34 protein-coding genes are annotated in these 19572 nt (G+C 41.9%); 32 read left to right on the top strand and 2 right to left on the bottom strand.

All coding sequences use genetic code 11. The features are described 5' to 3' along the window. Positions 1–17 precede the first annotated feature (17 nt). A complete protein-coding gene (gene tuf, locus IGJ28_RS04910; protein WP_003127959.1) occupies positions 18–1205 on the top strand; it encodes an elongation factor Tu in 1188 nt (395 codons plus the stop codon). A 63-nt stretch (positions 1206–1268) separates the two neighbouring features. Here tuf and IGJ28_RS04915 read toward each other — a convergent pair whose 3' ends face one another. Next, positions 1269–1994, bottom strand: a complete 726-nt coding sequence (locus IGJ28_RS04915; protein ID WP_005470027.1) for a nitroreductase family protein — start codon at positions 1992–1994, stop codon at positions 1269–1271. Then, positions 1987–3423: a PLP-dependent aminotransferase family protein gene (locus IGJ28_RS04920; protein ID WP_096710879.1), complete on the bottom strand. Its 1437-nt coding sequence runs from the start codon at positions 3421–3423 to the stop codon at positions 1987–1989. Before IGJ28_RS04920 ends, IGJ28_RS04915 begins: the two co-directional genes overlap by 8 nt. Before the next feature lie 100 nt (positions 3424–3523). Here IGJ28_RS04920 and thiD point away from each other — a divergent pair, with 100 nt between their 5' ends. The 31 genes from thiD (at position 3524) to rplQ (ending at position 19315) form a co-directional block, all read left to right on the top strand. Beyond that, positions 3524–4348 (top strand): bifunctional hydroxymethylpyrimidine kinase/phosphomethylpyrimidine kinase, encoded by an 825-nt coding sequence (gene thiD / locus IGJ28_RS04925; RefSeq protein WP_003127963.1) that lies wholly within the window; start codon positions 3524–3526, stop codon positions 4346–4348. Then, the gene (locus IGJ28_RS04930; RefSeq protein WP_003127965.1) at positions 4341–4886 is read left to right on the top strand and encodes an ECF transporter S component; all 546 of its coding nucleotides are present in this window, start codon (positions 4341–4343) and stop codon (positions 4884–4886) included. The genes thiD and IGJ28_RS04930 overlap by 8 nt, the downstream gene beginning before the upstream one ends. Before the next feature lie 402 nt (positions 4887–5288). Next, positions 5289–5597 (top strand): 30S ribosomal protein S10, encoded by a 309-nt coding sequence (gene rpsJ, locus IGJ28_RS04935; RefSeq protein WP_003127966.1) that lies wholly within the window; start codon positions 5289–5291, stop codon positions 5595–5597. Between the two features lie 22 nt (positions 5598–5619). Next, on the top strand, positions 5620–6249 hold the full coding sequence (gene rplC, locus IGJ28_RS04940; RefSeq protein WP_003127967.1) for a 50S ribosomal protein L3: 630 nt from the start codon (positions 5620–5622) through the stop codon (positions 6247–6249). Positions 6250–6278: 29 nt separating this feature from the next. Beyond that, a complete protein-coding gene (gene rplD, locus IGJ28_RS04945; RefSeq protein WP_003127968.1) occupies positions 6279–6902 on the top strand; it encodes a 50S ribosomal protein L4 in 624 nt (207 codons plus the stop codon). Then, the gene (locus IGJ28_RS04950; protein ID WP_003127969.1) at positions 6902–7195 is read left to right on the top strand and encodes a 50S ribosomal protein L23; all 294 of its coding nucleotides are present in this window, start codon (positions 6902–6904) and stop codon (positions 7193–7195) included. The genes rplD and IGJ28_RS04950 overlap by 1 nt, the downstream gene beginning before the upstream one ends. A gap of 39 nt (positions 7196–7234) precedes the next feature. Beyond that, positions 7235–8068 carry a 50S ribosomal protein L2 gene (rplB, locus tag IGJ28_RS04955; protein WP_003127970.1) on the top strand — a complete coding sequence of 278 codons (834 nt, stop codon included), beginning with the start codon at positions 7235–7237 and terminating at the stop codon, positions 8066–8068. A gap of 42 nt (positions 8069–8110) precedes the next feature. Continuing rightward, positions 8111–8389: a 30S ribosomal protein S19 gene (gene rpsS, locus IGJ28_RS04960; RefSeq protein WP_003127971.1), complete on the top strand. Its 279-nt coding sequence runs from the start codon at positions 8111–8113 to the stop codon at positions 8387–8389. A gap of 23 nt (positions 8390–8412) precedes the next feature. Continuing rightward, positions 8413–8760 carry a 50S ribosomal protein L22 gene (gene rplV, locus IGJ28_RS04965; protein ID WP_003127973.1) on the top strand — a complete coding sequence of 116 codons (348 nt, stop codon included), beginning with the start codon at positions 8413–8415 and terminating at the stop codon, positions 8758–8760. A 13-nt stretch (positions 8761–8773) separates the two neighbouring features. After that, a complete protein-coding gene (gene rpsC / locus IGJ28_RS04970; protein WP_003127974.1) occupies positions 8774–9430 on the top strand; it encodes a 30S ribosomal protein S3 in 657 nt (218 codons plus the stop codon). A gap of 2 nt (positions 9431–9432) precedes the next feature. Next, positions 9433–9867, top strand: a complete 435-nt coding sequence (gene rplP / locus IGJ28_RS04975; protein WP_003127975.1) for a 50S ribosomal protein L16 — start codon at positions 9433–9435, stop codon at positions 9865–9867. Then, positions 9857–10045 (top strand): 50S ribosomal protein L29, encoded by a 189-nt coding sequence (gene rpmC, locus IGJ28_RS04980; protein ID WP_002288664.1) that lies wholly within the window; start codon positions 9857–9859, stop codon positions 10043–10045. The genes rplP and rpmC overlap by 11 nt, the downstream gene beginning before the upstream one ends. Before the next feature lie 24 nt (positions 10046–10069). Further along, a complete protein-coding gene (rpsQ, locus tag IGJ28_RS04985) occupies positions 10070–10336 on the top strand; it encodes a 30S ribosomal protein S17 (protein ID WP_003128005.1) in 267 nt (88 codons plus the stop codon). 60 nt (positions 10337–10396) lie between these two features. Continuing rightward, entirely contained in the window at positions 10397–10765 is a 369-nt protein-coding gene (rplN, locus tag IGJ28_RS04990; protein WP_003128006.1) for a 50S ribosomal protein L14, read from the top strand. Positions 10766–10800: 35 nt separating this feature from the next. Continuing rightward, positions 10801–11112 (top strand): 50S ribosomal protein L24, encoded by a 312-nt coding sequence (gene rplX / locus IGJ28_RS04995; protein ID WP_003128007.1) that lies wholly within the window; start codon positions 10801–10803, stop codon positions 11110–11112. A gap of 27 nt (positions 11113–11139) precedes the next feature. Continuing rightward, positions 11140–11679: a 50S ribosomal protein L5 gene (gene rplE, locus IGJ28_RS05000; protein WP_003128008.1), complete on the top strand. Its 540-nt coding sequence runs from the start codon at positions 11140–11142 to the stop codon at positions 11677–11679. 18 nt (positions 11680–11697) lie between these two features. Then, a complete protein-coding gene (locus IGJ28_RS05005) occupies positions 11698–11883 on the top strand; it encodes a type Z 30S ribosomal protein S14 (protein ID WP_003128010.1) in 186 nt (61 codons plus the stop codon). 32 nt (positions 11884–11915) lie between these two features. Further along, positions 11916–12314 (top strand): 30S ribosomal protein S8, encoded by a 399-nt coding sequence (rpsH, locus tag IGJ28_RS05010; protein WP_003128011.1) that lies wholly within the window; start codon positions 11916–11918, stop codon positions 12312–12314. Positions 12315–12345: 31 nt separating this feature from the next. Further along, on the top strand, positions 12346–12882 hold the full coding sequence (gene rplF / locus IGJ28_RS05015; RefSeq protein WP_003128012.1) for a 50S ribosomal protein L6: 537 nt from the start codon (positions 12346–12348) through the stop codon (positions 12880–12882). Between the two features lie 55 nt (positions 12883–12937). Then, positions 12938–13294 (top strand): 50S ribosomal protein L18, encoded by a 357-nt coding sequence (gene rplR / locus IGJ28_RS05020; RefSeq protein WP_003128013.1) that lies wholly within the window; start codon positions 12938–12940, stop codon positions 13292–13294. 20 nt (positions 13295–13314) lie between these two features. Continuing rightward, positions 13315–13815: a 30S ribosomal protein S5 gene (gene rpsE, locus IGJ28_RS05025; protein ID WP_003128014.1), complete on the top strand. Its 501-nt coding sequence runs from the start codon at positions 13315–13317 to the stop codon at positions 13813–13815. 13 nt (positions 13816–13828) lie between these two features. Next, positions 13829–14008: a 50S ribosomal protein L30 gene (gene rpmD / locus IGJ28_RS05030; RefSeq protein ID WP_003128015.1), complete on the top strand. Its 180-nt coding sequence runs from the start codon at positions 13829–13831 to the stop codon at positions 14006–14008. A gap of 40 nt (positions 14009–14048) precedes the next feature. Then, the gene (gene rplO / locus IGJ28_RS05035; protein ID WP_003128016.1) at positions 14049–14489 is read left to right on the top strand and encodes a 50S ribosomal protein L15; all 441 of its coding nucleotides are present in this window, start codon (positions 14049–14051) and stop codon (positions 14487–14489) included. Next, the gene (gene secY, locus IGJ28_RS05040) at positions 14489–15784 is read left to right on the top strand and encodes a preprotein translocase subunit SecY (protein ID WP_003128017.1); all 1296 of its coding nucleotides are present in this window, start codon (positions 14489–14491) and stop codon (positions 15782–15784) included. Before rplO ends, secY begins: the two co-directional genes overlap by 1 nt. A 60-nt stretch (positions 15785–15844) precedes the next feature. After that, on the top strand, positions 15845–16489 hold the full coding sequence (locus tag IGJ28_RS05045; RefSeq protein WP_003128018.1) for an adenylate kinase: 645 nt from the start codon (positions 15845–15847) through the stop codon (positions 16487–16489). 188 nt (positions 16490–16677) lie between these two features. Further along, complete coding sequence (gene infA / locus IGJ28_RS05050) at positions 16678–16896, top strand: translation initiation factor IF-1 (protein WP_002288695.1); 219 nt, start codon at positions 16678–16680, stop codon at positions 16894–16896. 32 nt (positions 16897–16928) lie between these two features. Further along, positions 16929–17045 carry a 50S ribosomal protein L36 gene (gene rpmJ / locus IGJ28_RS05055; RefSeq protein WP_002288710.1) on the top strand — a complete coding sequence of 39 codons (117 nt, stop codon included), beginning with the start codon at positions 16929–16931 and terminating at the stop codon, positions 17043–17045. 17 nt (positions 17046–17062) lie between these two features. Beyond that, positions 17063–17428: a 30S ribosomal protein S13 gene (rpsM, locus tag IGJ28_RS05060; RefSeq protein WP_003128035.1), complete on the top strand. Its 366-nt coding sequence runs from the start codon at positions 17063–17065 to the stop codon at positions 17426–17428. A gap of 27 nt (positions 17429–17455) precedes the next feature. Then, positions 17456–17845 carry a 30S ribosomal protein S11 gene (rpsK, locus tag IGJ28_RS05065; protein ID WP_003128036.1) on the top strand — a complete coding sequence of 130 codons (390 nt, stop codon included), beginning with the start codon at positions 17456–17458 and terminating at the stop codon, positions 17843–17845. A 79-nt stretch (positions 17846–17924) separates the two neighbouring features. Beyond that, positions 17925–18863: a DNA-directed RNA polymerase subunit alpha gene (locus IGJ28_RS05070; protein ID WP_003128037.1), complete on the top strand. Its 939-nt coding sequence runs from the start codon at positions 17925–17927 to the stop codon at positions 18861–18863. Between the two features lie 71 nt (positions 18864–18934). Then, positions 18935–19315, top strand: coding sequence for a 50S ribosomal protein L17 (rplQ, locus tag IGJ28_RS05075; RefSeq protein WP_003128038.1), 381 nt, complete (start codon positions 18935–18937; stop codon positions 19313–19315). Positions 19316–19572 lie beyond the last annotated feature (257 nt).

The raw sequence follows: 19572 nt of genomic DNA on the forward strand, positions 1-19572 counted from the left end.
AGGAGGAACATTTTAAAATGGCAAAAGAAAAATTTGACCGTTCTAAACCCCACGTAAACATTGGTACGATCGGACACGTTGACCATGGTAAAACTACACTTACAGCTGCTATCACAACTGTATTATCTAAAAAAGGTTTGGCACAAGCTTCTGCTTACGACCAAATCGATGGTGCTCCAGAAGAACGCGAACGCGGAATCACTATCTCAACTGCTCACGTTGAGTATGAAACTGAAGCTCGCCACTACGCTCACGTAGACTGCCCAGGACACGCGGACTATGTTAAAAACATGATCACTGGTGCTGCGCAAATGGACGGTGCGATCTTAGTAGTATCTGCTGCTGACGGTCCTATGCCTCAAACTCGTGAACACATCTTGTTATCACGTAACGTTGGCGTACCATACATCGTTGTTTTCTTGAACAAAATGGATATGGTTGATGACGAAGAATTGCTAGAATTAGTTGAAATGGAAGTTCGTGACCTATTGTCTGAATATGACTTCCCAGGCGACGATGTTCCTGTAATCGCTGGTTCTGCTTTGAAAGCTCTTGAAGGAGATCCTTCATACGAAGAAAAAATCATGGAATTGATGGCTGCAGTTGACGAATACGTTCCAACTCCAGAACGTGATACTGACAAACCATTCATGATGCCAGTCGAAGACGTATTCTCAATCACTGGACGTGGTACTGTTGCTACAGGCCGTGTTGAACGTGGACAAGTTCGCGTTGGTGATGAAGTAGAAATCGTTGGTATTGCTGACGAAACTGCTAAAACAACTGTAACAGGTGTTGAAATGTTCCGTAAATTGTTAGACTATGCTGAAGCAGGGGATAACATTGGTGCATTGCTACGTGGGGTTGCTCGTGAAGACATCCAACGTGGACAAGTATTGGCTAAAGCTGGTACAATCACACCTCATACAAAATTCAAAGCTGAAGTTTATGTTTTGACAAAAGAAGAAGGTGGACGTCACACTCCATTCTTCACTAACTACCGTCCTCAGTTCTACTTCCGTACAACTGACGTAACTGGTGTTGTTGAATTACCAGAAGGAACTGAAATGGTTATGCCTGGCGATAACGTAACAATCGACGTTGAATTGATCCACCCAATCGCTATCGAAGACGGAACTCGTTTCTCAATTCGTGAAGGCGGACGTACTGTTGGTTCAGGCGTTGTAACTGAAATCAAAGCTTAATTGACTTGATGCATGCAAAAAGCAGAAGCGCTAGCGCTTCTGCTTTTTTTTGCTTGAAAATTTTTATTTGATCAATTTTTGATCTTTTAGAAACTGATCAAAGCCTTGGTCAGGGACACGGCCGTAGAAATTGGCGAATTTTTCGGACCAAGGCATTGTTTCTCTCGCTTCACCGAAGGCGGTCATGATTTGGTCATAGTCTTCGATCGCTTGATAGGAATAATCCTGGTATTTGTTGTAATGGATTACCGCCTCTTGAGGCAAGCGAGGCTTGAGAGCCATATCTACAATTGGTTTGCCAATACTTAATCCAGCCACAGGGTAAACGTATTCTGGCAGTTCGAGCAATTCGGCGATCGCTTTGCTGTCTTTGCGGACACTGCCGGAAATAACTGTTCCTAGACCAAGAGATTCCGCAGCAATGGCAGCTGACTGTAAAGCGATACTAGCATCGGTTGTTGCGATCAACAATGGTTGTAGACCTTCATCAACCAGATAAGGTGTTTGTTTTTTCTCAGCAACTTTCTTGGTGCGGTTTAAATCAGCCAAGAAAAGTAAAAAGATAGAACTTTCAGCGATATGAGGATTACCTGGATTCCAAGTAACCAGCTGTTGTCGAAGTGAACGATCATCGATCACGAGAATGGAATAAGCTTGCCCGTTCATCCAGCTAGGTGCTTGTCGTGCAGCAGATAAAATTGCTTCTAACTGCTCCTTTGATAATTGATAGTTGCTATCGAATTGGCGATAAGTGCGGTGGTTGGTTAATAGATCAATTGTTTCATTCATACAGATGCTCCTTTAATTGTGTTGTGATTTTTCTGAATTGCTGACAAAACAAGTCTAGTTGATTTTCCGAAAGTCGTGTATAGTTCAGACGAAATCCGTTTGTATCATTGCTGAAGAGAAAGGCTGGGGCAACTAGACAATCATTTTTTAAGAAAAGTGTCCAGTCTCTCCGTTTCAGTGGGGCGTGTTGCCATTGCAGCCAGAGGTATAGTCCCCCAGTGGTCTGTTGGAATGCCCAATCCTCAGAAAAAGCGTCCAGTCGCTGAATCAAGGCATGTTGCTTTTGAGCCATCTTTTTTAGCAAGTCCTGTTGTTGTTGAGGGTACTCCATGGAACGGAGAGCAAGATTAGCTAACAGTTGAGGAAAAATCGTTGTCTCGATAGACATCCTTTTTTTAGCTTGAGCAAATTGATCCGCCAATGCTTCAGGAGCTAATAACCAGCCGATTTTGATAGAAGACCCAAAGAGTTTTGATAAAGATCCGAGATAAATGACCGAATCTGGTGCTAGTGCCTTAAATTTTTCGGGTTGCGGCGTAAAGGCTAACTCACTAAAGATATCATCTTCTATGATCGGTACTTGATACCTCTGGCAAATAGCGATAATTTCTTTGCGGCGGCCAAGGCTCATGGTACGACCGGTGGGATTTTGGAATGTCGGATTTAAATAAACAAATTTGATTTTCTGCTCTTTCAATGCTTGTTCTAAGTCTTTCGGTCGCATCCCTTCTTCGTCCTGTTTGATTCCGAGAACGCGGACATTCATTGTTGTAAATAAGGGCAATGAAAACAAAAAGGAAGGATCTTCCGTAAGAATACTATCACCTGAAGTCAACAAAACTTGCATAAGCAGTGTGATACCTTGCGTGGAGCCAGAAGTGATCACGAGTTTTTGTCCAGATAAGGGGATTCCGAAATCTTCCGTCAAGTGCCGCATCAAGACTTCTTGCAATGGTGGATAGCCGGCTGGGGTGCTTTGCAGGCTTTCGTTGCGGATCATCTCCCAAGTAAAGGCAGGAAATTGGAAATCAGGAAGCAGTTCTTGTGGCAGATCACCTGTATAAAGGTCGAGAATTTGGTCTTTTGTGCGCAATCGCTGAATCTCTTCAACAAATGGGTCTTGCTGTAAGTAGGGACTAGATAGAGACGAGCGGAGATAAGACAGAGGGGTCTGACGGTTGCCCCATCGACCTTCAGAGACTTGTGTGCCGCTGCCTCGTTTGCGCGTGATCCATCCTAAACTCCGAAGCTCATCCAGTGCCTTGACGATCGTTGAACGGTTGACCCCGAATTGAGTGGCTAGTTTTCGTTCGGCGGGCAACTGTTCACCAGGTGTGTAATCGCCATTTTGGATGGCCTCGATAAAGTAAGTGACGATTTGCTGATAGAGTGGTTGCTTCTTCTGTTTATCGATTTGCCTATCGGTCATTAGAGCCCTCCTTTTTTTATTGGATGGTATAAAAATAAGCCAATTGGCTGTTTTCGTCAAGGGGACCATTGGTTATACTGAATAAAAGGAGTCGATAATAATGAAGAAAGTATTAACGATCGCCGGATCCGATTCAACAGGCGGCGCAGGAATTGAAGCTGATTTAAAGACCTTTCAAGAGTATGGTGTTTTTGGTTTTGCTTCGATTGCCTCGATCGTTACCATGGATCCGTCAATGGGATGGACCCACGAAGTGACAGCTATGGACACTTCTTTGGTCGAAAAACAATTGATTTCGGCTTTCACGGGGGAACCAATGGATGCCGTTAAGACAGGGATGTTGGGGAATGAAGCCAATATTGCGCAGGCTGCCAAGATGATCCAGCAACAACAAGTGAAACAGGTGGTGATCGATCCTGTTATTGCTTGTAAAGGGACCGCACATATTTTGCAGCCAAAGAGTGTGGATGCATTGATCGAATACTTGCTGCCTTTGGCAGATGTGGTGACACCTAACTTGATTGAAGCTGGAATTTTATCGGGGATGGGGGACTTAAAAGACCTTGTTGCTATGAAAGAAGCGGCGAAAAGGATTTATCATTTAGGCGCGAAGTGTGTCGTCGTCAAAGGAGGTCATCGGTTGCCAGGAGCGCAGGCAATTGACTTAGTTTATGATGGACACTCTTTTACTACTCTAGAAAGCCGGAGGATCGACACTGATTTCAACCATGGTGCAGGCTGTACGTTTTCTGCAGCCATTACTGCTGGATTAGCAAAAGGGCTGCCGTTACTAGAAAGCATTCGCTTGGCCAAAGACTTCGTCGTTGCGGCGATTCGACAAGGGGTTCTGATCAATCCTTATGTCGGTCACGTCTGGCACGGTGCTTATAATCATGCGGAAGAAAGGATGATACCACATGAATGATCACAGAATTCGAAGTATTGTCTTTGTGGCATTGTTTACAGCGTTGACAGTCATTGGTACGATGATCAAGATCCCATTGCCCACCGGCGCCTTTGTGCACTTGGGGAATGCCGTTCTTTTATTAGCAGTTTTATTATTAGGTTATGTGAAAGGCTCCCTTGCTGGGGGACTGGGCTTTGCGATTTTTGATTTGCTGAATGGGTATGCGACAGAGGCCCCTTATTTTATTTTGGAAAGTTTTATTGTGGGGGCTTTTGCATATGGTGCGTTTCTCTTATTTAAAAAACGTCCGCAAGCAATATGGCAGTTAGTGGTTATTGGGTCTGTTACTGGCTTGGCGAAACTTGCTATGACGCAAATCAAAAATACTGTTATGCTTTGGTATCTTGGCAGCAGCTGGTCAGGAGCTTGGTCGGCAGCGGTCATCAAATTGCCGGCAACGGTCATCAATGTAGTGGTCACGATTTTGATTGTCGCTATTGCTTATTTTCCGTTAAGAGCAGCAATCCAACGTGTGACTAAAGGGCTAATCAACTAGTAGTAAATCGAGATGATTAGTGATTTGAAGCGCTCTTTCTGGAGAATTATTCCGGAAGGAGCGCTTTTGCGTTAGTAGTTATGGTTGTTGGAAAAGCTTTTGCTTAGAGCAAGTCATTAGGCAAGGTTTTTGTTGTTTTCAAGAGAAAAGAAAGTTTTCTGAAAAAAACGCAAAAGAATCGTTTCTTTTCATTAAAAAAAGCTTGCAATCAGCGTTTATCCGTAATATAATCATAAAGGTGCTGTTTACGTATATGCGTAAGTCACACTGGCAGCAAAGAAAAAACTGCCGGCTACGAAACGAGAGGTTGCGACACGCCCGGACGCTTTGCCATGGACGAGCGTGACGGAAATTTTCGTGGAGCTATGTCTACTTTTCAAAATAGGCGAAGGAGGGAAAACAATGGCAAAACAAAAAATTCGTATCCGTTTAAAAGCGTATGAACATCGTATTTTAGATCAATCAGCGGATAAAATCGTAGAAACTGCAAAAAGAACTGGAGCTGGCGTATCTGGTCCAATTCCATTGCCAACTGAACGCAGCTTGTACACGATCATCCGTGCGACACACAAATACAAAGATTCACGCGAACAATTCGAAATGCGTACACACAAACGTCTAATCGACATTGTGAATCCAACACCAAAAACAGTTGATGCTTTAATGAAGCTAGACTTGCCAAGCGGTGTAAATATTGAAATCAAACTATAATAATTAAGATGGAGGTGTAATCATGACCAAAGGAATCTTAGGGAAAAAAGTGGGAATGACTCAAATCTTCACTGAATCTGGCGAATTGATTCCAGTAACTGTAGTAGAAGCTACTCCAAACGTAGTGCTACAAGTGAAAACAATCGAAAATGACGGCTACGAAGCAATTCAAGTCGGCTACCAAGATATGCGTGAAGTTTTGTCTAACAAACCTGCGAAAGGTCATGTTGCAAAAGCAAACACGGCTCCTAAGCGCTTCATTCGCGAATTCAAGAATGTAGAGCTAGAGGGCTTAGAAGTAGGTTCAGAAATTAAAGTTGATATTTTTGAAGCAGGAGACATCATTGATGTAACCGGCACTTCGAAAGGTAAAGGATTCCAAGGCGTTATCAAACGTCACGGACAAAGCCGCGGACCAATGGCTCACGGTTCTCGTTATCACCGTCGTCCTGGATCAATGGGTCCAGTTGCACCTAACCGTGTATTCAAAAACAAACGTCTTGCTGGACGTATGGGCGGTAACCGCATCACGATCCAAAACTTGGAAATCGTGCGCGTAGACGCAGAACGTAACGTTATCTTGATTAAAGGTAATGTACCTGGCGCGAAAAAATCATTGATTACAATCAAATCAGCTGTGAAAGCTAAATAAGTAGATAGGAAGAAAGGAGGAACTAAGGAATGCCGAATGTAGCATTATTCAAACAAGATGGAAGCCAAAATGGCGAAATTACATTGAACGAAGAAATCTTCGGAATTGAACCAAATGAAACAGTTGTCTACGATGCAATCATCATGCAACGTGCTTCATTAAGACAAGGAACACACGCTGTGAAAAATCGCAGTGCCGTTCGTGGCGGTGGCCGTAAACCATGGCGCCAAAAAGGAACTGGTCGTGCTCGTCAAGGTTCAATCCGTTCACCACAATGGCGTGGAGGTGGCGTAGTCTTCGGACCAACACCACGTTCATACAGCTACAAACTTCCTAAAAAAGTTCGTCGCTTAGCAATGAAATCTGTATTGTCAGAAAAAGTTGCTTCAAATAACTTGGTAGCAGTAGAAGGGTTAAGCTTTGATGCACCAAAAACAAAAGAATTTAAACAAGTTTTAGCTAACTTGACTATTGACTCAAAAGTATTGGTAGTTTTAGAAACAGAAAACGACTTTGCTGCATTATCTGCACGCAACTTGCCATCTGTTTCAGTAGTAACTGCTGATAACGTGAGCGTATTGGATGTTGTTTCAGCAGATAAAATGTTGGTAACACAAACTGCTCTTACTCAGATCGAGGAGGTGCTTGCATAATGAACTTACTAGACGTCATCAAACGCCCAGTGATCACTGAGAAATCTATGCTTGCCATGGATGACAAGAAATATACTTTCGAAGTAGACACAAAAGCGAACAAAACTTTAGTAAAACAAGCTGTAGAAGCTGCCTTTGACGGAGTGAAAGTGGCTAACGTGAATATCATCAACGTACGCCCTAAATTCAAACGCATGGGTAAATATGCAGGATACACAAAAAAACGTCGCAAAGCTGTTGTGACTTTAACTGAAGATTCAAAAGAAATCCAAATTTTTGACGCTGCTGAATAAGCAGACCATATTTAAATACTAAATGGGAGGGAAAAAGACGTGGCGATTAAAAAGTACAAACCTACCACAAACGGCCGTCGTAATATGACAAGTTCTGATTTTGCTGAAATCACAACTTCAACACCAGAAAAAACATTGTTAGCGCCATTGAAAAACAATGCTGGTCGTAACAACAACGGACGTATCACGGTTCGTCATCAAGGTGGCGGTCACAAACGTCAATACCGTTTGATCGATTTCAAACGTAACAAAGACAATGTCGTTGCTACTGTTAAAACGATTGAATATGATCCAAACCGTTCTGCTAACATTGCGTTAGTACATTACGAGGATGGAGTAAAAGCATATATCTTAGCACCTAAAGGATTAGAAGTTGGCATGACTGTCGTTTCTGGACCAGATGCAGATATTAAAGTAGGGAACGCATTACCACTAGAAAATATTCCAGTTGGTACTGTTATCCACAACATCGAAATGAAACCAGGAAAAGGCGGACAATTGATCCGTTCAGCTGGTACAAGTGCACAAGTACTTGGTAAAGAAGGAAAATATGTATTGATCCGCTTGAACTCAGGCGAAGTACGTATGATCTTGGCAACATGCCGTGCAACAATTGGTTCTGTTGGTAACGAACAACATGAATTGATCAACATCGGTAAAGCCGGACGTTCTCGTTGGATGCGCAAACGCCCAACTGTACGTGGTAGCGTAATGAACCCTAATGATCACCCACACGGTGGTGGTGAAGGTAAAGCTCCAATCGGACGTAAAGCTCCAGTTTCACCTTGGGGACAACCAGCACTTGGTTACAAAACACGTAACAAGAAAGCTAAATCAGACAAACTTATCGTTCGTCGTCGCAAGACTAAATAATTTACTTGACCATGTGTCGCACATTTTGAGAGGAGGTACACCATGGGTCGTAGTTTGAAAAAAGGACCTTTTGTCGATGACCATTTGATGAAGAAGGTCGAAGCACAACAAGGCGCTGAAAAGAAAAAAGTGATCAAAACTTGGTCACGTCGTTCCACAATCTTCCCAAGTTTTATCGGATTTACAATTGCTGTGTATGATGGACGGAAACATGTACCAGTTTACATCCAAGAAGACATGGTAGGACACAAACTAGGTGAATTTGCACCAACAAGAACTTATCGCGGACACGCTGCCGACGATAAGAAAACAAGACGCTAATTTTGAGGGGAGGATATCCAAAAATGGCAGAACAAATCACATCAGCGAAAGCAACTGCTAAAACAGTCCGCGTTTCTCCTCGTAAATCACGTCTAGTTATTGATTTGATCAGAGGGAAAAGCGTTGCTGAAGCAATCGCGATCTTGAAGTTCACACCAAACAAAGCGGCTGGAATCATCGAGAAAGTCTTGATGTCAGCTATCGCTAATGCAGAAAACAATTTTGACTTAGATGTTGAAAACTTGATTGTTTCTGAAGCATTCGTCAACGAAGGACCAACAATGAAACGTTTCCGTCCACGTGCGAAAGGTTCAGCTTCTCCAATCAACAAACGTACAAGTCATATTACTGTAGTCGTATCAGAAAAATAAGGAGGGACAATCAGTGGGTCAAAAAGTACATCCAATTGGAATGCGTGTAGGCATCATCCGTGACTGGGATGCAAAATGGTATGCTGAAAAAGAGTATGCTGAATTTCTACATGAAGATTTGAAAATCCGTAAATTTATCGCATCTAAACTTGCTGATGCCGCTGTGTCAACAATTGAAATCGAGCGCGCAGCAAATCGCGTAAATATTTCAATCCACACAGCTAAACCAGGTATGGTTATCGGTAAAGGCGGATCTGAAGTCGAAAACCTAAGAAAAGAATTAAACAAATTAACTGGCAAACGAGTTCACATCAACATCGTTGAAATCAAAAAACCAGATTTAGATGCTAAATTAGTAGGCGAAGGAATCGCACGTCAATTAGAAAACCGTGTTGCTTTCCGTCGTGCGCAAAAACAAGCGATCCAACGCACAATGCGTTCTGGCGCTAAAGGAATCAAAACACAAGTATCTGGTCGTCTAAACGGAGCAGATATCGCTCGTTCAGAAGGCTATTCAGAAGGAACAGTTCCACTTCATACATTACGTGCGGATATTGATTACGCATGGGAAGAAGCAGATACAACATACGGAAAACTAGGAGTTAAAGTGTGGATTTATCGTGGAGAAATTCTTCCAACTAAAAAGAACACTGAGAAAGGAGGGAAATAAACATGTTAGTACCTAAACGTGTAAAACACCGTCGTGAATTCCGCGGGAAAATGCGCGGTGAAGCGAAAGGCGGAAAAGAAGTAGTTTTCGGTGAATACGGCTTGCAAGCTGTTGAATCACACTGGATCACAAACCGCCAAATCGAAGCTGCCCGTATTGCAATGACTCGTTATATGAAACGTGGCGGGAAAGTATGGATCAAAATTTTCCCTCACAAATCTTATACGGCCAAAGCAATTGGGGTACGTATGGGTTCTGGTAAAGGGGCTCCTGAAGGATGGGTATCACCAGTAAAACGTGGTAAAATCATGTTTGAAATTGCCGGCGTTCCCGAAGAAGTTGCGCGTGAAGCGTTACGTCTTGCTTCTCACAAATTGCCAGTGAAAACAAAGATCGTAAAACGTGAGGAAATGGGTGGTGAATCGAATGAAGGTTAAAGAAATCAGAGAATTAACCACTGCCGAAATGCTAGATCAAGAAAAACAATTGAAAGAAGAATTGTTTAATCTTAGATTCCAATTAGCTACAGGACAATTAGAAAACACTGCACGTATCAAAGAAGTACGTAAATCGATTGCACGCATCAAAACAGTATTGCGTGAACAAGCAAAGTAATAGTGGAAGGAGGCCATTTAGCGTATGACTGAAGAAAGAAATCAACGCAAAGTTTACCAAGGTCGCGTGGTATCCGACAAGATGGATAAAACAATCACTGTTGTCGTTGAAACTAAGAAAAACCACCCTATCTACGGCAAACGTCTGAACTATTCTAAGAAATACAAAGCACACGATGAAAACAACGAAGCAAAAGTTGGCGATATCGTGAAAATTATGGAAACTCGTCCATTATCAGCTACGAAACGTTTCCGTCTAGTAGAGATTGTTGAAAAGGCAGTGATTATCTAATCACACGAGATTTTCCTATATAGATTGTGAATTGCAAAATCTGAAAGGAGGATACACATCGTGATCCAAGCAGAAAGCCGATTAAGAGTGGCGGACAACTCAGGTGCCCGTGAAATTCTAACGATCAAAGTCCTTGGCGGATCTGGTCGTAAAACTGCGAATATTGGTGACGTGATCGTTGCTACGGTCAAACAAGCAACGCCAGGTGGGGTTGTCAAAAAAGGTGACGTCGTTAAAGCCGTTATCGTTCGTACAAAATCAGGAGCACGTCGTACAGACGGTTCTTACATTAAATTTGATGAAAATGCTGCGGTTATTATCCGTGACGATAAGAGCCCACGTGGAACTCGTATCTTTGGACCAGTTGCTCGCGAATTACGTGAAGGCAACTTTATGAAGATCGTTTCCCTAGCACCAGAAGTATTGTAATAGTGATTCTTATCTAAAGGAGGTGCGAAACAAACATGTTTGTTAAAAAAGGCGATAAAGTTAAAGTTATCACTGGTAAAGACAAAAACAAAGAAGGCGTTGTACTTGCAGCGTTTCCTAAGAAAGACAAAGTCGTTGTTGAAGGTGTGAACGTCGTTAAAAAACACCAAAAACCTTCTCAAACAGCTCCTCAGGGCGGAATCGTCGAGATGGAAGCACCAATTCATGTTTCTAACGTGATGGTGGTTGATCCTTCGAACGGTGAAGCAACACGTGTAGGCTATAAAGAAGTTGACGGCAAAAAAGTCCGCGTTTCTAAAAAAACCGGAGAAGTTCTTGATAAATAATCAAATAAAGGAAGGAGGGGCTAACAGATGAACCGCCTTAAAGAAAAATATTCAAAAGAAGTTGTCCCATCATTAATGGACAAATTTAACTACAGCTCAGTTATGCAAGCACCAAAAGTTGATAAAATCGTTATCAACATGGGTGTTGGTGATGCTGTATCGAATGCAAAAAACTTAGATAAAGCTGTTGAAGAATTACAATTGATCTCAGGTCAAAAACCATTGATCACAAAAGCGAAAAAATCTATTGCTGGATTCCGTTTACGTGAAGGAATGCCAATCGGTGCGAAAGTTACTCTACGCGGCGAAAGAATGTATGAATTCTTAGACAAGTTAGTAACAGTTTCATTGCCACGTGTCCGTGACTTCCACGGTGTCAGCAAAAAAGCGTTCGACGGACGCGGAAACTACACATTAGGAATCAAAGAACAATTGATCTTCCCTGAAGTAGATTATGATTTGATCGATAAAGTACGTGGTATGGATATCGTTATTGTAACAACAGCCAACACAGATGAAGAATCTCGTGAATTGTTGTCACAATTAGGCATGCCATTCCAAAAATAAAAAAAGGAGGCGAACTACGTGGCTAAAAAATCAATGATTGCTAAAAACAAACGCCCTGCTAAATTCTCAACACAAGAGTATACTCGTTGCGAACGTTGCGGACGTCCACATTCAGTTTATCGTAAATTTCATCTTTGCCGTATTTGCTTCCGCGAACTTGCCTATAAAGGACAAATTCCCGGCGTGAAGAAAGCTAGCTGGTAAACTATACTCGCATAAAGGAGGTAAATTATCCCATGGTCATGACAGATCCAATCGCAGATTTTCTAACGCGTGTACGTAATGCCAATATGGTAAAACACGAAAGCTTAGAAGTACCTGCTTCAAAAATCAAACGTGATATCGCTGAAATCTTGAAACGTGAAGGTTTCGTTCGCGATGTTGAATATATCGAAGATGACAAACAAGGCGTGATCCGCGTATTCTTGAAATACGGCAAAAACGGTGAACGTGTTATCACAAACTTGAAACGTATCTCTAAACCAGGTTTGCGTGCTTATGTCAAAGCTGACGAAGTGCCAAAAGTATTGAACGGTTTAGGAATCGCGATCATCTCAACTTCTGAAGGTGTTATCACTGACAAAGAAGCAAGAGCAAAAAATGTTGGCGGCGAAGTAGTCGCTTATGTATGGTAATTTAAAATAATCCACAAGGAGGTGCCTCTAAGTGAGTCGTATCGGTAATAAGATCGTCGTTCTTCCTGCAGGTGTTGAAATCAAACAAGATGGAAACGACATTACAGTTAAAGGACCTAAAGGTGAATTGAAACGTACTTTTTCTTCTGATATCAAAATGAATATCGAAGGAAACGAAGTAACATTCACTCGTCCAAACGATAGTAAAGAAATGAAAACTATCCACGGAACTACCCGTGCAAACTTCAACAACATGGTTGTTGGTGTTTCTGAAGGTTTCCAAAAAGCGTTAGAATTGATCGGGGTTGGGTACCGTGCTCAATTACAAGGTAAAAAACTTGTATTGAACGTTGGTTACTCTCATCCGGTTGAAATCGAAGCGCCAGCTGGAATCGAAATTGAAGTTCCTTCAAACACTTCTGTGATCATCAAAGGATCAGATAAAGAAGTTGTTGGCGAATTAGCTGCTAATATTCGTGGCGTTCGTCCTCCAGAACCTTATAAAGGCAAAGGAATTCGTTATGTTGGCGAATTTGTACGTCGTAAAGAAGGTAAAACTGGTAAATAGTCGTAAGCATTTACGACTAGCGGCTTAGGCTAGCAAATAAAAAGAGGTGACAATTGTGATTACAAAACCAGATAAAAATAAAACACGTCAGAAAAGACATCGTCGTGTACGTAACAAAATCTCTGGTACTGCTGAGTGCCCACGCTTAAACGTGTTCCGTTCGAACAAAAACATCTACGCTCAAATCATTGATGACGTAGCGGGTGTGACGCTAGCAAGTGCCTCTGCCTTAGATAAAGAAATTTCAGGTGGAAACAAAACTGAACAAGCACAAGCTGTCGGCAAATTAGTTGCAGAACGTGCAGCAGCAAAAGGTATTAAAGTAGTAGTCTTTGACCGTGGTGGATACCTTTACCATGGCCGTGTAGCAGCTTTAGCTGAAGCAGCTCGCGAAAATGGATTGGAATTTTAAGAGAAGGAGGAACACCATTCATGGTTTATATTGATCCAAAACATTTGGAATTAGAAGACCGCGTTGTTGCGATCAACCGTGTAACTAAAGTTGTTAAAGGTGGACGTCGTCTACGTTTTGCTGCATTAGTTGTTGTCGGTGATAAAAACGGACACGTAGGTTTCGGTACTGGTAAAGCACAAGAAGTACCAGAAGCAATCCGTAAAGCAATCGAAGACGCGAAGAAAAACTTGGTAGAAGTACCAATGGTTGGTTCTACAATCCCTCACGAAGTTATCGGTGTATTCGGCGGCGGACGCATCCTTATGAAACCTGCTGTAGAAGGTTCTGGGGTAGCTGCTGGTGGACCCGTTCGTGCCGTATTGGAATTAGCTGGGGTAGCGGATATCACATCTAAATCTTTAGGTTCTAACACACCAATCAACGTTGTTCGCGCAACAGTTGAAGGGTTGAAACAATTGAAACGCGCTGAAGAAGTGGCAGCACTTCGCGGCAAATCAGTGGAAGAATTAATCGGTTAAGGAGGACACTATAATGGCTGAATTGAAAATCACTTTAAAACGCAGTATTATTGGACGTCCCCAAAACCAACGCGATACTGTAAAAGCGTTAGGTCTTACAAAGTTGAATTCAACAGTAGTAAAACCAGCTAATGATGCAATCAAAGGCATGGTCAACACTGTTTCTCACTTAGTGGACGTTGAAGAAGTCTAAGGATCAGCAGATCTAGTTTGATTAAGGAGGTGCCAAACCTATGAAACTTCATGAATTAAAACCATCAGAAGGATCACGCCAAGTACGTAACCGTGTTGGTCGCGGAACTTCATCTGGTAACGGTAAAACAGCTGGACGCGGACAAAAAGGTCAAAAAGCTCGTTCAGGTGGCGGAGTACGTTTAGGCTTTGAAGGGGGACAAACACCATTGTTCCGTCGTTTGCCAAAACGCGGCTTTACAAATGTCAACCGCAAAGAATATGCAGTTATCAATCTTGATGTCTTAAACCGCTTTGAAGACGGTGCAGAAGTAACACCTGTTGCTTTGCATGAAGCTGGAATCGTCAAAGATGAAAAAGCTGGAATCAAAGTATTAGCAAATGGAGAACTAACGAAGAAATTGACTGTGAAAGCAGCAAAATTCTCAAAAGCAGCTGAAGAAGCAATCGTTGCTGCTGGTGGATCAATCGAGGTGATCTAATGTTCAAACTACTAAAGGACGCCTTTAAAGTAAAAGATATTAGATCGAGAATTTTCTTCACCGTACTTATCTTGTTTGTCTTTCGTCTGGGTACACATATTACTGTGCCAGGCGTAGACGCAAGCCGTTTGCGGGAAATTGCTGATCTACCGTTTCTGAACATGTTGAACTTGGTCAGCGGTGGCGCGATGCAGCAATTCTCGATTTTCTCAATGGGTGTGTCACCATATATTACTGCGTCAATCGTTATTCAGTTGTTGCAGATGGATATCGTGCCAAGATTTGTTGAGTGGTCGAAGCAAGGGGAAGTTGGTCGTAAGAAATTGAATCAAGCAACTCGTTACCTAACATTGGTTTTGGCCTTTGTTCAGTCGATGACGTTAACTGCAGGGTTCAACTATTATACACAACTTGGCTTTGTCAACAATCCAAATATCTCGACGTTTGTGGTGATTGGTTTGATCTTAACAGCAGGTACGATGCTCGTTACTTGGTTAGGAGAACAAATCACAGAACGCGGAATTGGAAATGGTGTGTCAATGATTATCTTTGCAGGGATCATTTCACGCTTACCTGCTAGTATCAAGGAATTGGTAGAAGATTATTTCATCAATGTGGATCCATCAGATATTTGGATGAATGCATTGTTTATGGTCTTGCTTGTCGTTGCTGTTTTGGTCATCATCACATTTGTGACGTATGTCCAACAAGCAGAACGAAAGATTCCAATCCAATATACGAAGCGAGTAGCTGGTGCGCCAACAAGTAGTTATCTTCCATTGAAGGTCAATGCTGCCGGTGTAATCCCAGTTATCTTTGCTAGTTCGTTTATTACAACACCAAATGCGATCATTCAAGCATTAGGCAGTTCGTATAAAGGCGAAACTTGGTATGAAGTAGTACAAACGATTTTTAGTTATAACACCGTACCTGGTGCGATCATCTATACTGTTTTGATCGTGGCGTTTACGTTCTTCTATGCATTTGTACAAGTTAACCCTGAGAAATTAGCGGAAAACCTACAAAAACAAGGAAGTTACATTCCAAGTGTGCGCCCTGGTAAAGGAACAGAAGAATACGTCTCACGTCTGCTTATGCGATTAAGTACAGTAGGATCGGTCTTCTTAGGACTAGTTGCGCTGTTGCCGATCATCGCTCAGATGGTTTGGAACTTGCCGCAATCAATCGGTTTAGGTGGAACAAGTTTATTGATCGTTATCGGGGTAGCTCTGGATACTGCGAAGCAGCTAGAAGGACTTATGCTGAAACGGAAATATACTGGTTTTATCAATTAAAGTTATTGAAGTGTTGAGGTCTTCCTCAACACTATTCAAAAACTTACAGGAGGAATTAGAATGAACCTCATTTTAATGGGACTACCTGGTGCCGGTAAAGGTACTCAGGCAGAACGTATCGTTGCTGAATACGGTCTTCCTCATATTTCAACAGGCGATATGTTTCGGGCTGCAATGGCGAACGAAACAGAATTAGGCCTGAAAGCAAAATCTTACATGGATCAAGGCGCTTTGGTTCCAGATGAGGTCACCAACGGTATCGTCAAAGAGCGTTTAGCTGAACCAGACACAGAGAAAGGCTTCTTATTGGATGGCTTTCCGCGGACTTTGGAACAAGCTGAAGCATTGGACGAAATGTTGAAAGACCTAAACAAAAAACTAGATGCTGTCATTGATATTCATGTTCCTGAAGAAGTTCTCGTAGAACGTTTAGCCGGCCGCTTCATGTGCCGCAATTGTGGGGCAACTTATCATAAATTGTTCAATCCGCCAAAAGTGGAAGGAACATGTGATCGTTGTGGAAGTCATGACTTCTACCAACGTGAAGATGATAAGCCTGAGACGGTCAAAAATCGTCTAGCTGTCAATATCAAAAGCAGTGAACCAATCTTAGCTTATTACAAAGAAAAAGGTTTATTGCAGTCGATTGATGGTGATCGCGACATCGATGCTGTATTTAAAGATGTTAAAAACATCATTGACTAATCATAGATTGCCCGTCACCGACTTGCAGCTACAAAACTTTCTCTTGAAACCTTTGACAGAGTATGATAAAATATGTCAGTCCGACTTCTACTGTTATTAAGTAGAAGCATAGTTTGAGAATATCAGGTGGGAACCCCGTTTCCGCCATTTTATCGTGTGAAAATCACAAGTACAAGGAGGTACTGTGCGTGGCAAAAGAAGATATGATTGAAGTCGAAGGTACAGTCGTCGAAACTTTGCCGAATGCAATGTTTAAAGTCGAATTGGAAAACGGACACCAAGTTCTAGCGACCGTTTCTGGTAAGATCCGGATGCACTACATTCGTATATTACCTGGAGACAAAGTGACGGTTGAATTATCACCGTATGACCTGAACCGTGGCCGCATTACTTATCGCTTTAAATAATTGTACTCCGTAAAACCACAGGAGGTATTATCATGAAAGTAAGACCATCAGTAAAACCAATGTGCGAACATTGTAAAGTAATTCGTCGTAAAGGACGCGTTATGGTGATTTGCCCAGCAAATCCAAAACATAAACAACGTCAAGGATAATCGGAGGTGTAACAAATATGGCTCGTATTGCAGGAGTAGATATTCCTCGTGATAAACGTGTGGTCGTTTCACTTACTTATATCTATGGTATTGGTAACACGACTGCAAAACAAATTTTAGCAAACGCTGGCGTTTCTGAAGAAGTTCGTGTTCGTGATCTAACGAATGAACAAACAGATGCTATCCGTGCTGAAGTTGATAAATTAAAAGTTGAAGGTGACCTTCGTCGTGAAGTGAACTTGAACATCAAACGTTTGATGGAAATCGGTTCATACCGTGGTATCCGTCATCGCCGTGGATTGCCAGTTCGTGGACAAAACACGAAAAACAATGCACGTACTCGTAAAGGCCCGTCTAAAACAGTCGCAGGCAAGAAAAAATAATTCCTAAGTGAAGGAGGTTAAAACTTCATGGCAGCAAAAAAAGTGAGTCGTAAACGCCGTGTGAAAAAGAATATTGAAGCGGGTATTGCACATATTCACTCAACATTCAATAATACAATCATTATGATCACTGATACTCATGGGAATGCATTAGCATGGTCATCAGCTGGTTCATTAGGTTTCAAAGGAAGCAAAAAATCTACTCCTTTTGCCGCTCAAATGGCAGCAGAAACAGCTACCAAAGCAGCAATGGAACACGGATTAAGAACTGTAGAAGTAACAGTTAAAGGACCTGGTTCTGGACGTGAAGCAGCAATTCGTTCATTACAAGCAGCAGGTTTGGAAGTGACTGCAATCCGTGACGTGACTCCAGTCCCTCATAATGGATGCCGCCCTCCAAAACGCCGTCGTGTTTAATGAGTGCTGCTCATTTTGAGTGTAACAATTACGTCATTGAACAAGACACTTTTCGTTTTGAAAGGGGTAAAAGATAAGAATGATTGAATTCGAAAAACCAAGAATCGCAAAGATTGATGAAGAAAAAGATTATGGCAAGTTCATCGTTGAGCCTCTTGAAAGAGGATACGGAACTACTTTAGGAAATTCCTTACGTCGTATTTTATTATCTTCTTTACCTGGTGCAGCAATCACCAATATTCAAATCGATGGAGTTTTACACGAATTCTCAACTGTTAAGGGCGTTCGGGAAGACGTTGCTCAAATCATCTTGAATATCAAAGGTCTTGCATTAAAAATGTACGGGGATGAAGAAAAAACCCTGGAAATCGATATTACAGGACCTGCTACAGTAACTGCTGGCGATATCATCGTAGACAGTGATGTAGAAATCCTTAACAAAGATATGTATATCTGCAACGTTTCTGAAGGAGCTTCATTCCATGCTCGCTTAACTGTGAAACCTGGACGCGGCTACGTTCAAGCAGATGAAAATAAAAAAGAAGACATGCCAATCGGTGTTCTTCCAGTCGATTCAATCTATACACCAGTACGTCGTGTGAACTACCAAGTAGAAAATACTCGTGTTGGTCGTCGTGATGATTTTGACAAATTAACGATGGAAATATGGACTGATGGCTCAATTGAACCATTGGAAGCAATGAGTTTAGCTGCAAAAATCATGACCGAACATTTAGACATCTTTGTAAACCTAACGGACGAAGCGAAAAACGCTGAGATCATGGTGGAAAAAGAAGAAACACAAAAAGAAAAAATGTTGGAAATGACGATTGAAGAATTAGACTTGTCTGTTCGTTCATACAACTGTCTAAAACGTGCAGGAATCAATACTGTACAAGAATTGACTAATAAATCTGAACCAGAAATGATTAAAGTACGGAACTTAGGCCGTAAATCTCTTGAAGAGGTCAAAGTGAAATTACACGATCTTGGTTTAGGACTACGTAAAGACGATTAATACGTCTTCGATTACGTTAGTTTCGGCTCGTCTGATCGAGACGACATACGAAAGTGAAGGAGGGAAACCACGTGAGTTATCGTAAACTAGGACGCACATCTAGCCAACGTAAAGCGATGTTGCGTGATTTAACAACTGATTTATTCATTAACGAACGCATCGTTACGACTGAAGCTCGTGCGAAAGAAGTTCGTTCAACTGCAGAAAAAATGATCACTTTAGGTAAACGTGGTGATTTGCATGCACGTCGCCAAGCTGCCGCATTTGTTCGTAATGAAGTTGCTAGCGTTCGTGAAGAAAACGAAGAAGTAGTTATTGAATCAGCTTTGCAAAAACTATTCAATGACATCGCTCCTCGTTACACAGATCGCCAAGGTGGCTACACTCGCATCTTGAAAACAGAACCAAGACGCGGAGATGCTGCACCAATGGTTATCCTAGAACTTGTTTAAAATCACACTTATCATCACTTTATAGATGTTTATTAAGAGTGTTATGATGTTGGAAGAAACTTTCCGAGTCTAGCTCAGCGCCTACACCTCGATGTATTTCGAGGTGTACGCACTCATCATAAAGTGCTTTTTTTTTACTTTCGATGATCTGTCTTGACAGGTCATGGCAAGTGAAAACAAAGTTCTGTTTGGAAATCTCATCGGAATGATTGAAAATAACTTACTTTTTTGGTAGTGTAAGTAAGAATTAACTGGAA

It is taken from the genome of Enterococcus sp. AZ091 (assembly GCF_051714805.1).
Classification (GTDB): domain Bacteria; phylum Bacillota; class Bacilli; order Lactobacillales; family Enterococcaceae; genus Enterococcus_D; species Enterococcus_D gallinarum.

Bases quoted from the DNA above. Each gene is read 5' to 3' on its own strand.
- rplV (WP_003127973.1), top strand. From the start codon at position 8,413: ATGGCAGAACAAATCACATCAGCGAAAGCAACTGCTAAAACAGTCCGC.
- IGJ28_RS05045 (WP_003128018.1), top strand. From the start codon at position 15,845: ATGAACCTCATTTTAATGGGACTACCTGGTGCCGGTAAAGGTACTCAG.
- rpmJ (WP_002288710.1), top strand. From the start codon at position 16,929: ATGAAAGTAAGACCATCAGTAAAACCAATGTGCGAACATTGTAAAGTA.
- secY (WP_003128017.1), top strand. From the start codon at position 14,489: ATGTTCAAACTACTAAAGGACGCCTTTAAAGTAAAAGATATTAGATCG.
- rplC (WP_003127967.1), top strand. From the start codon at position 5,620: ATGACCAAAGGAATCTTAGGGAAAAAAGTGGGAATGACTCAAATCTTC.
- IGJ28_RS04950 (WP_003127969.1), top strand. From the start codon at position 6,902: ATGAACTTACTAGACGTCATCAAACGCCCAGTGATCACTGAGAAATCT.
- rplX (WP_003128007.1), top strand. From the start codon at position 10,801: ATGTTTGTTAAAAAAGGCGATAAAGTTAAAGTTATCACTGGTAAAGAC.
- rpmC (WP_002288664.1), top strand. From the start codon at position 9,857: ATGAAGGTTAAAGAAATCAGAGAATTAACCACTGCCGAAATGCTAGAT.
- rpmD (WP_003128015.1), top strand. From the start codon at position 13,829: ATGGCTGAATTGAAAATCACTTTAAAACGCAGTATTATTGGACGTCCC.
- rpsH (WP_003128011.1), top strand. From the start codon at position 11,916: ATGGTCATGACAGATCCAATCGCAGATTTTCTAACGCGTGTACGTAAT.
- thiD (WP_003127963.1), top strand. From the start codon at position 3,524: ATGAAGAAAGTATTAACGATCGCCGGATCCGATTCAACAGGCGGCGCA.
- rpsE (WP_003128014.1), top strand. From the start codon at position 13,315: ATGGTTTATATTGATCCAAAACATTTGGAATTAGAAGACCGCGTTGTT.
- rpsM (WP_003128035.1), top strand. From the start codon at position 17,063: ATGGCTCGTATTGCAGGAGTAGATATTCCTCGTGATAAACGTGTGGTC.
- rpsJ (WP_003127966.1), top strand. From the start codon at position 5,289: ATGGCAAAACAAAAAATTCGTATCCGTTTAAAAGCGTATGAACATCGT.
- rplE (WP_003128008.1), top strand. From the start codon at position 11,140: ATGAACCGCCTTAAAGAAAAATATTCAAAAGAAGTTGTCCCATCATTA.
- rpsK (WP_003128036.1), top strand. From the start codon at position 17,456: ATGGCAGCAAAAAAAGTGAGTCGTAAACGCCGTGTGAAAAAGAATATT.
- rplO (WP_003128016.1), top strand. From the start codon at position 14,049: ATGAAACTTCATGAATTAAAACCATCAGAAGGATCACGCCAAGTACGT.
- rplD (WP_003127968.1), top strand. From the start codon at position 6,279: ATGCCGAATGTAGCATTATTCAAACAAGATGGAAGCCAAAATGGCGAA.
- tuf (WP_003127959.1), top strand. From the start codon at position 18: ATGGCAAAAGAAAAATTTGACCGTTCTAAACCCCACGTAAACATTGGT.
- IGJ28_RS04920 (WP_096710879.1), bottom strand. From the start codon at position 3,423: ATGACCGATAGGCAAATCGATAAACAGAAGAAGCAACCACTCTATCAG.
- rplP (WP_003127975.1), top strand. From the start codon at position 9,433: ATGTTAGTACCTAAACGTGTAAAACACCGTCGTGAATTCCGCGGGAAA.
- rpsQ (WP_003128005.1), top strand. From the start codon at position 10,070: ATGACTGAAGAAAGAAATCAACGCAAAGTTTACCAAGGTCGCGTGGTA.
- IGJ28_RS05070 (WP_003128037.1), top strand. From the start codon at position 17,925: ATGATTGAATTCGAAAAACCAAGAATCGCAAAGATTGATGAAGAAAAA.
- rpsS (WP_003127971.1), top strand. From the start codon at position 8,111: ATGGGTCGTAGTTTGAAAAAAGGACCTTTTGTCGATGACCATTTGATG.
- IGJ28_RS04930 (WP_003127965.1), top strand. From the start codon at position 4,341: ATGAATGATCACAGAATTCGAAGTATTGTCTTTGTGGCATTGTTTACA.
- IGJ28_RS04915 (WP_005470027.1), bottom strand. From the start codon at position 1,994: ATGAATGAAACAATTGATCTATTAACCAACCACCGCACTTATCGCCAA.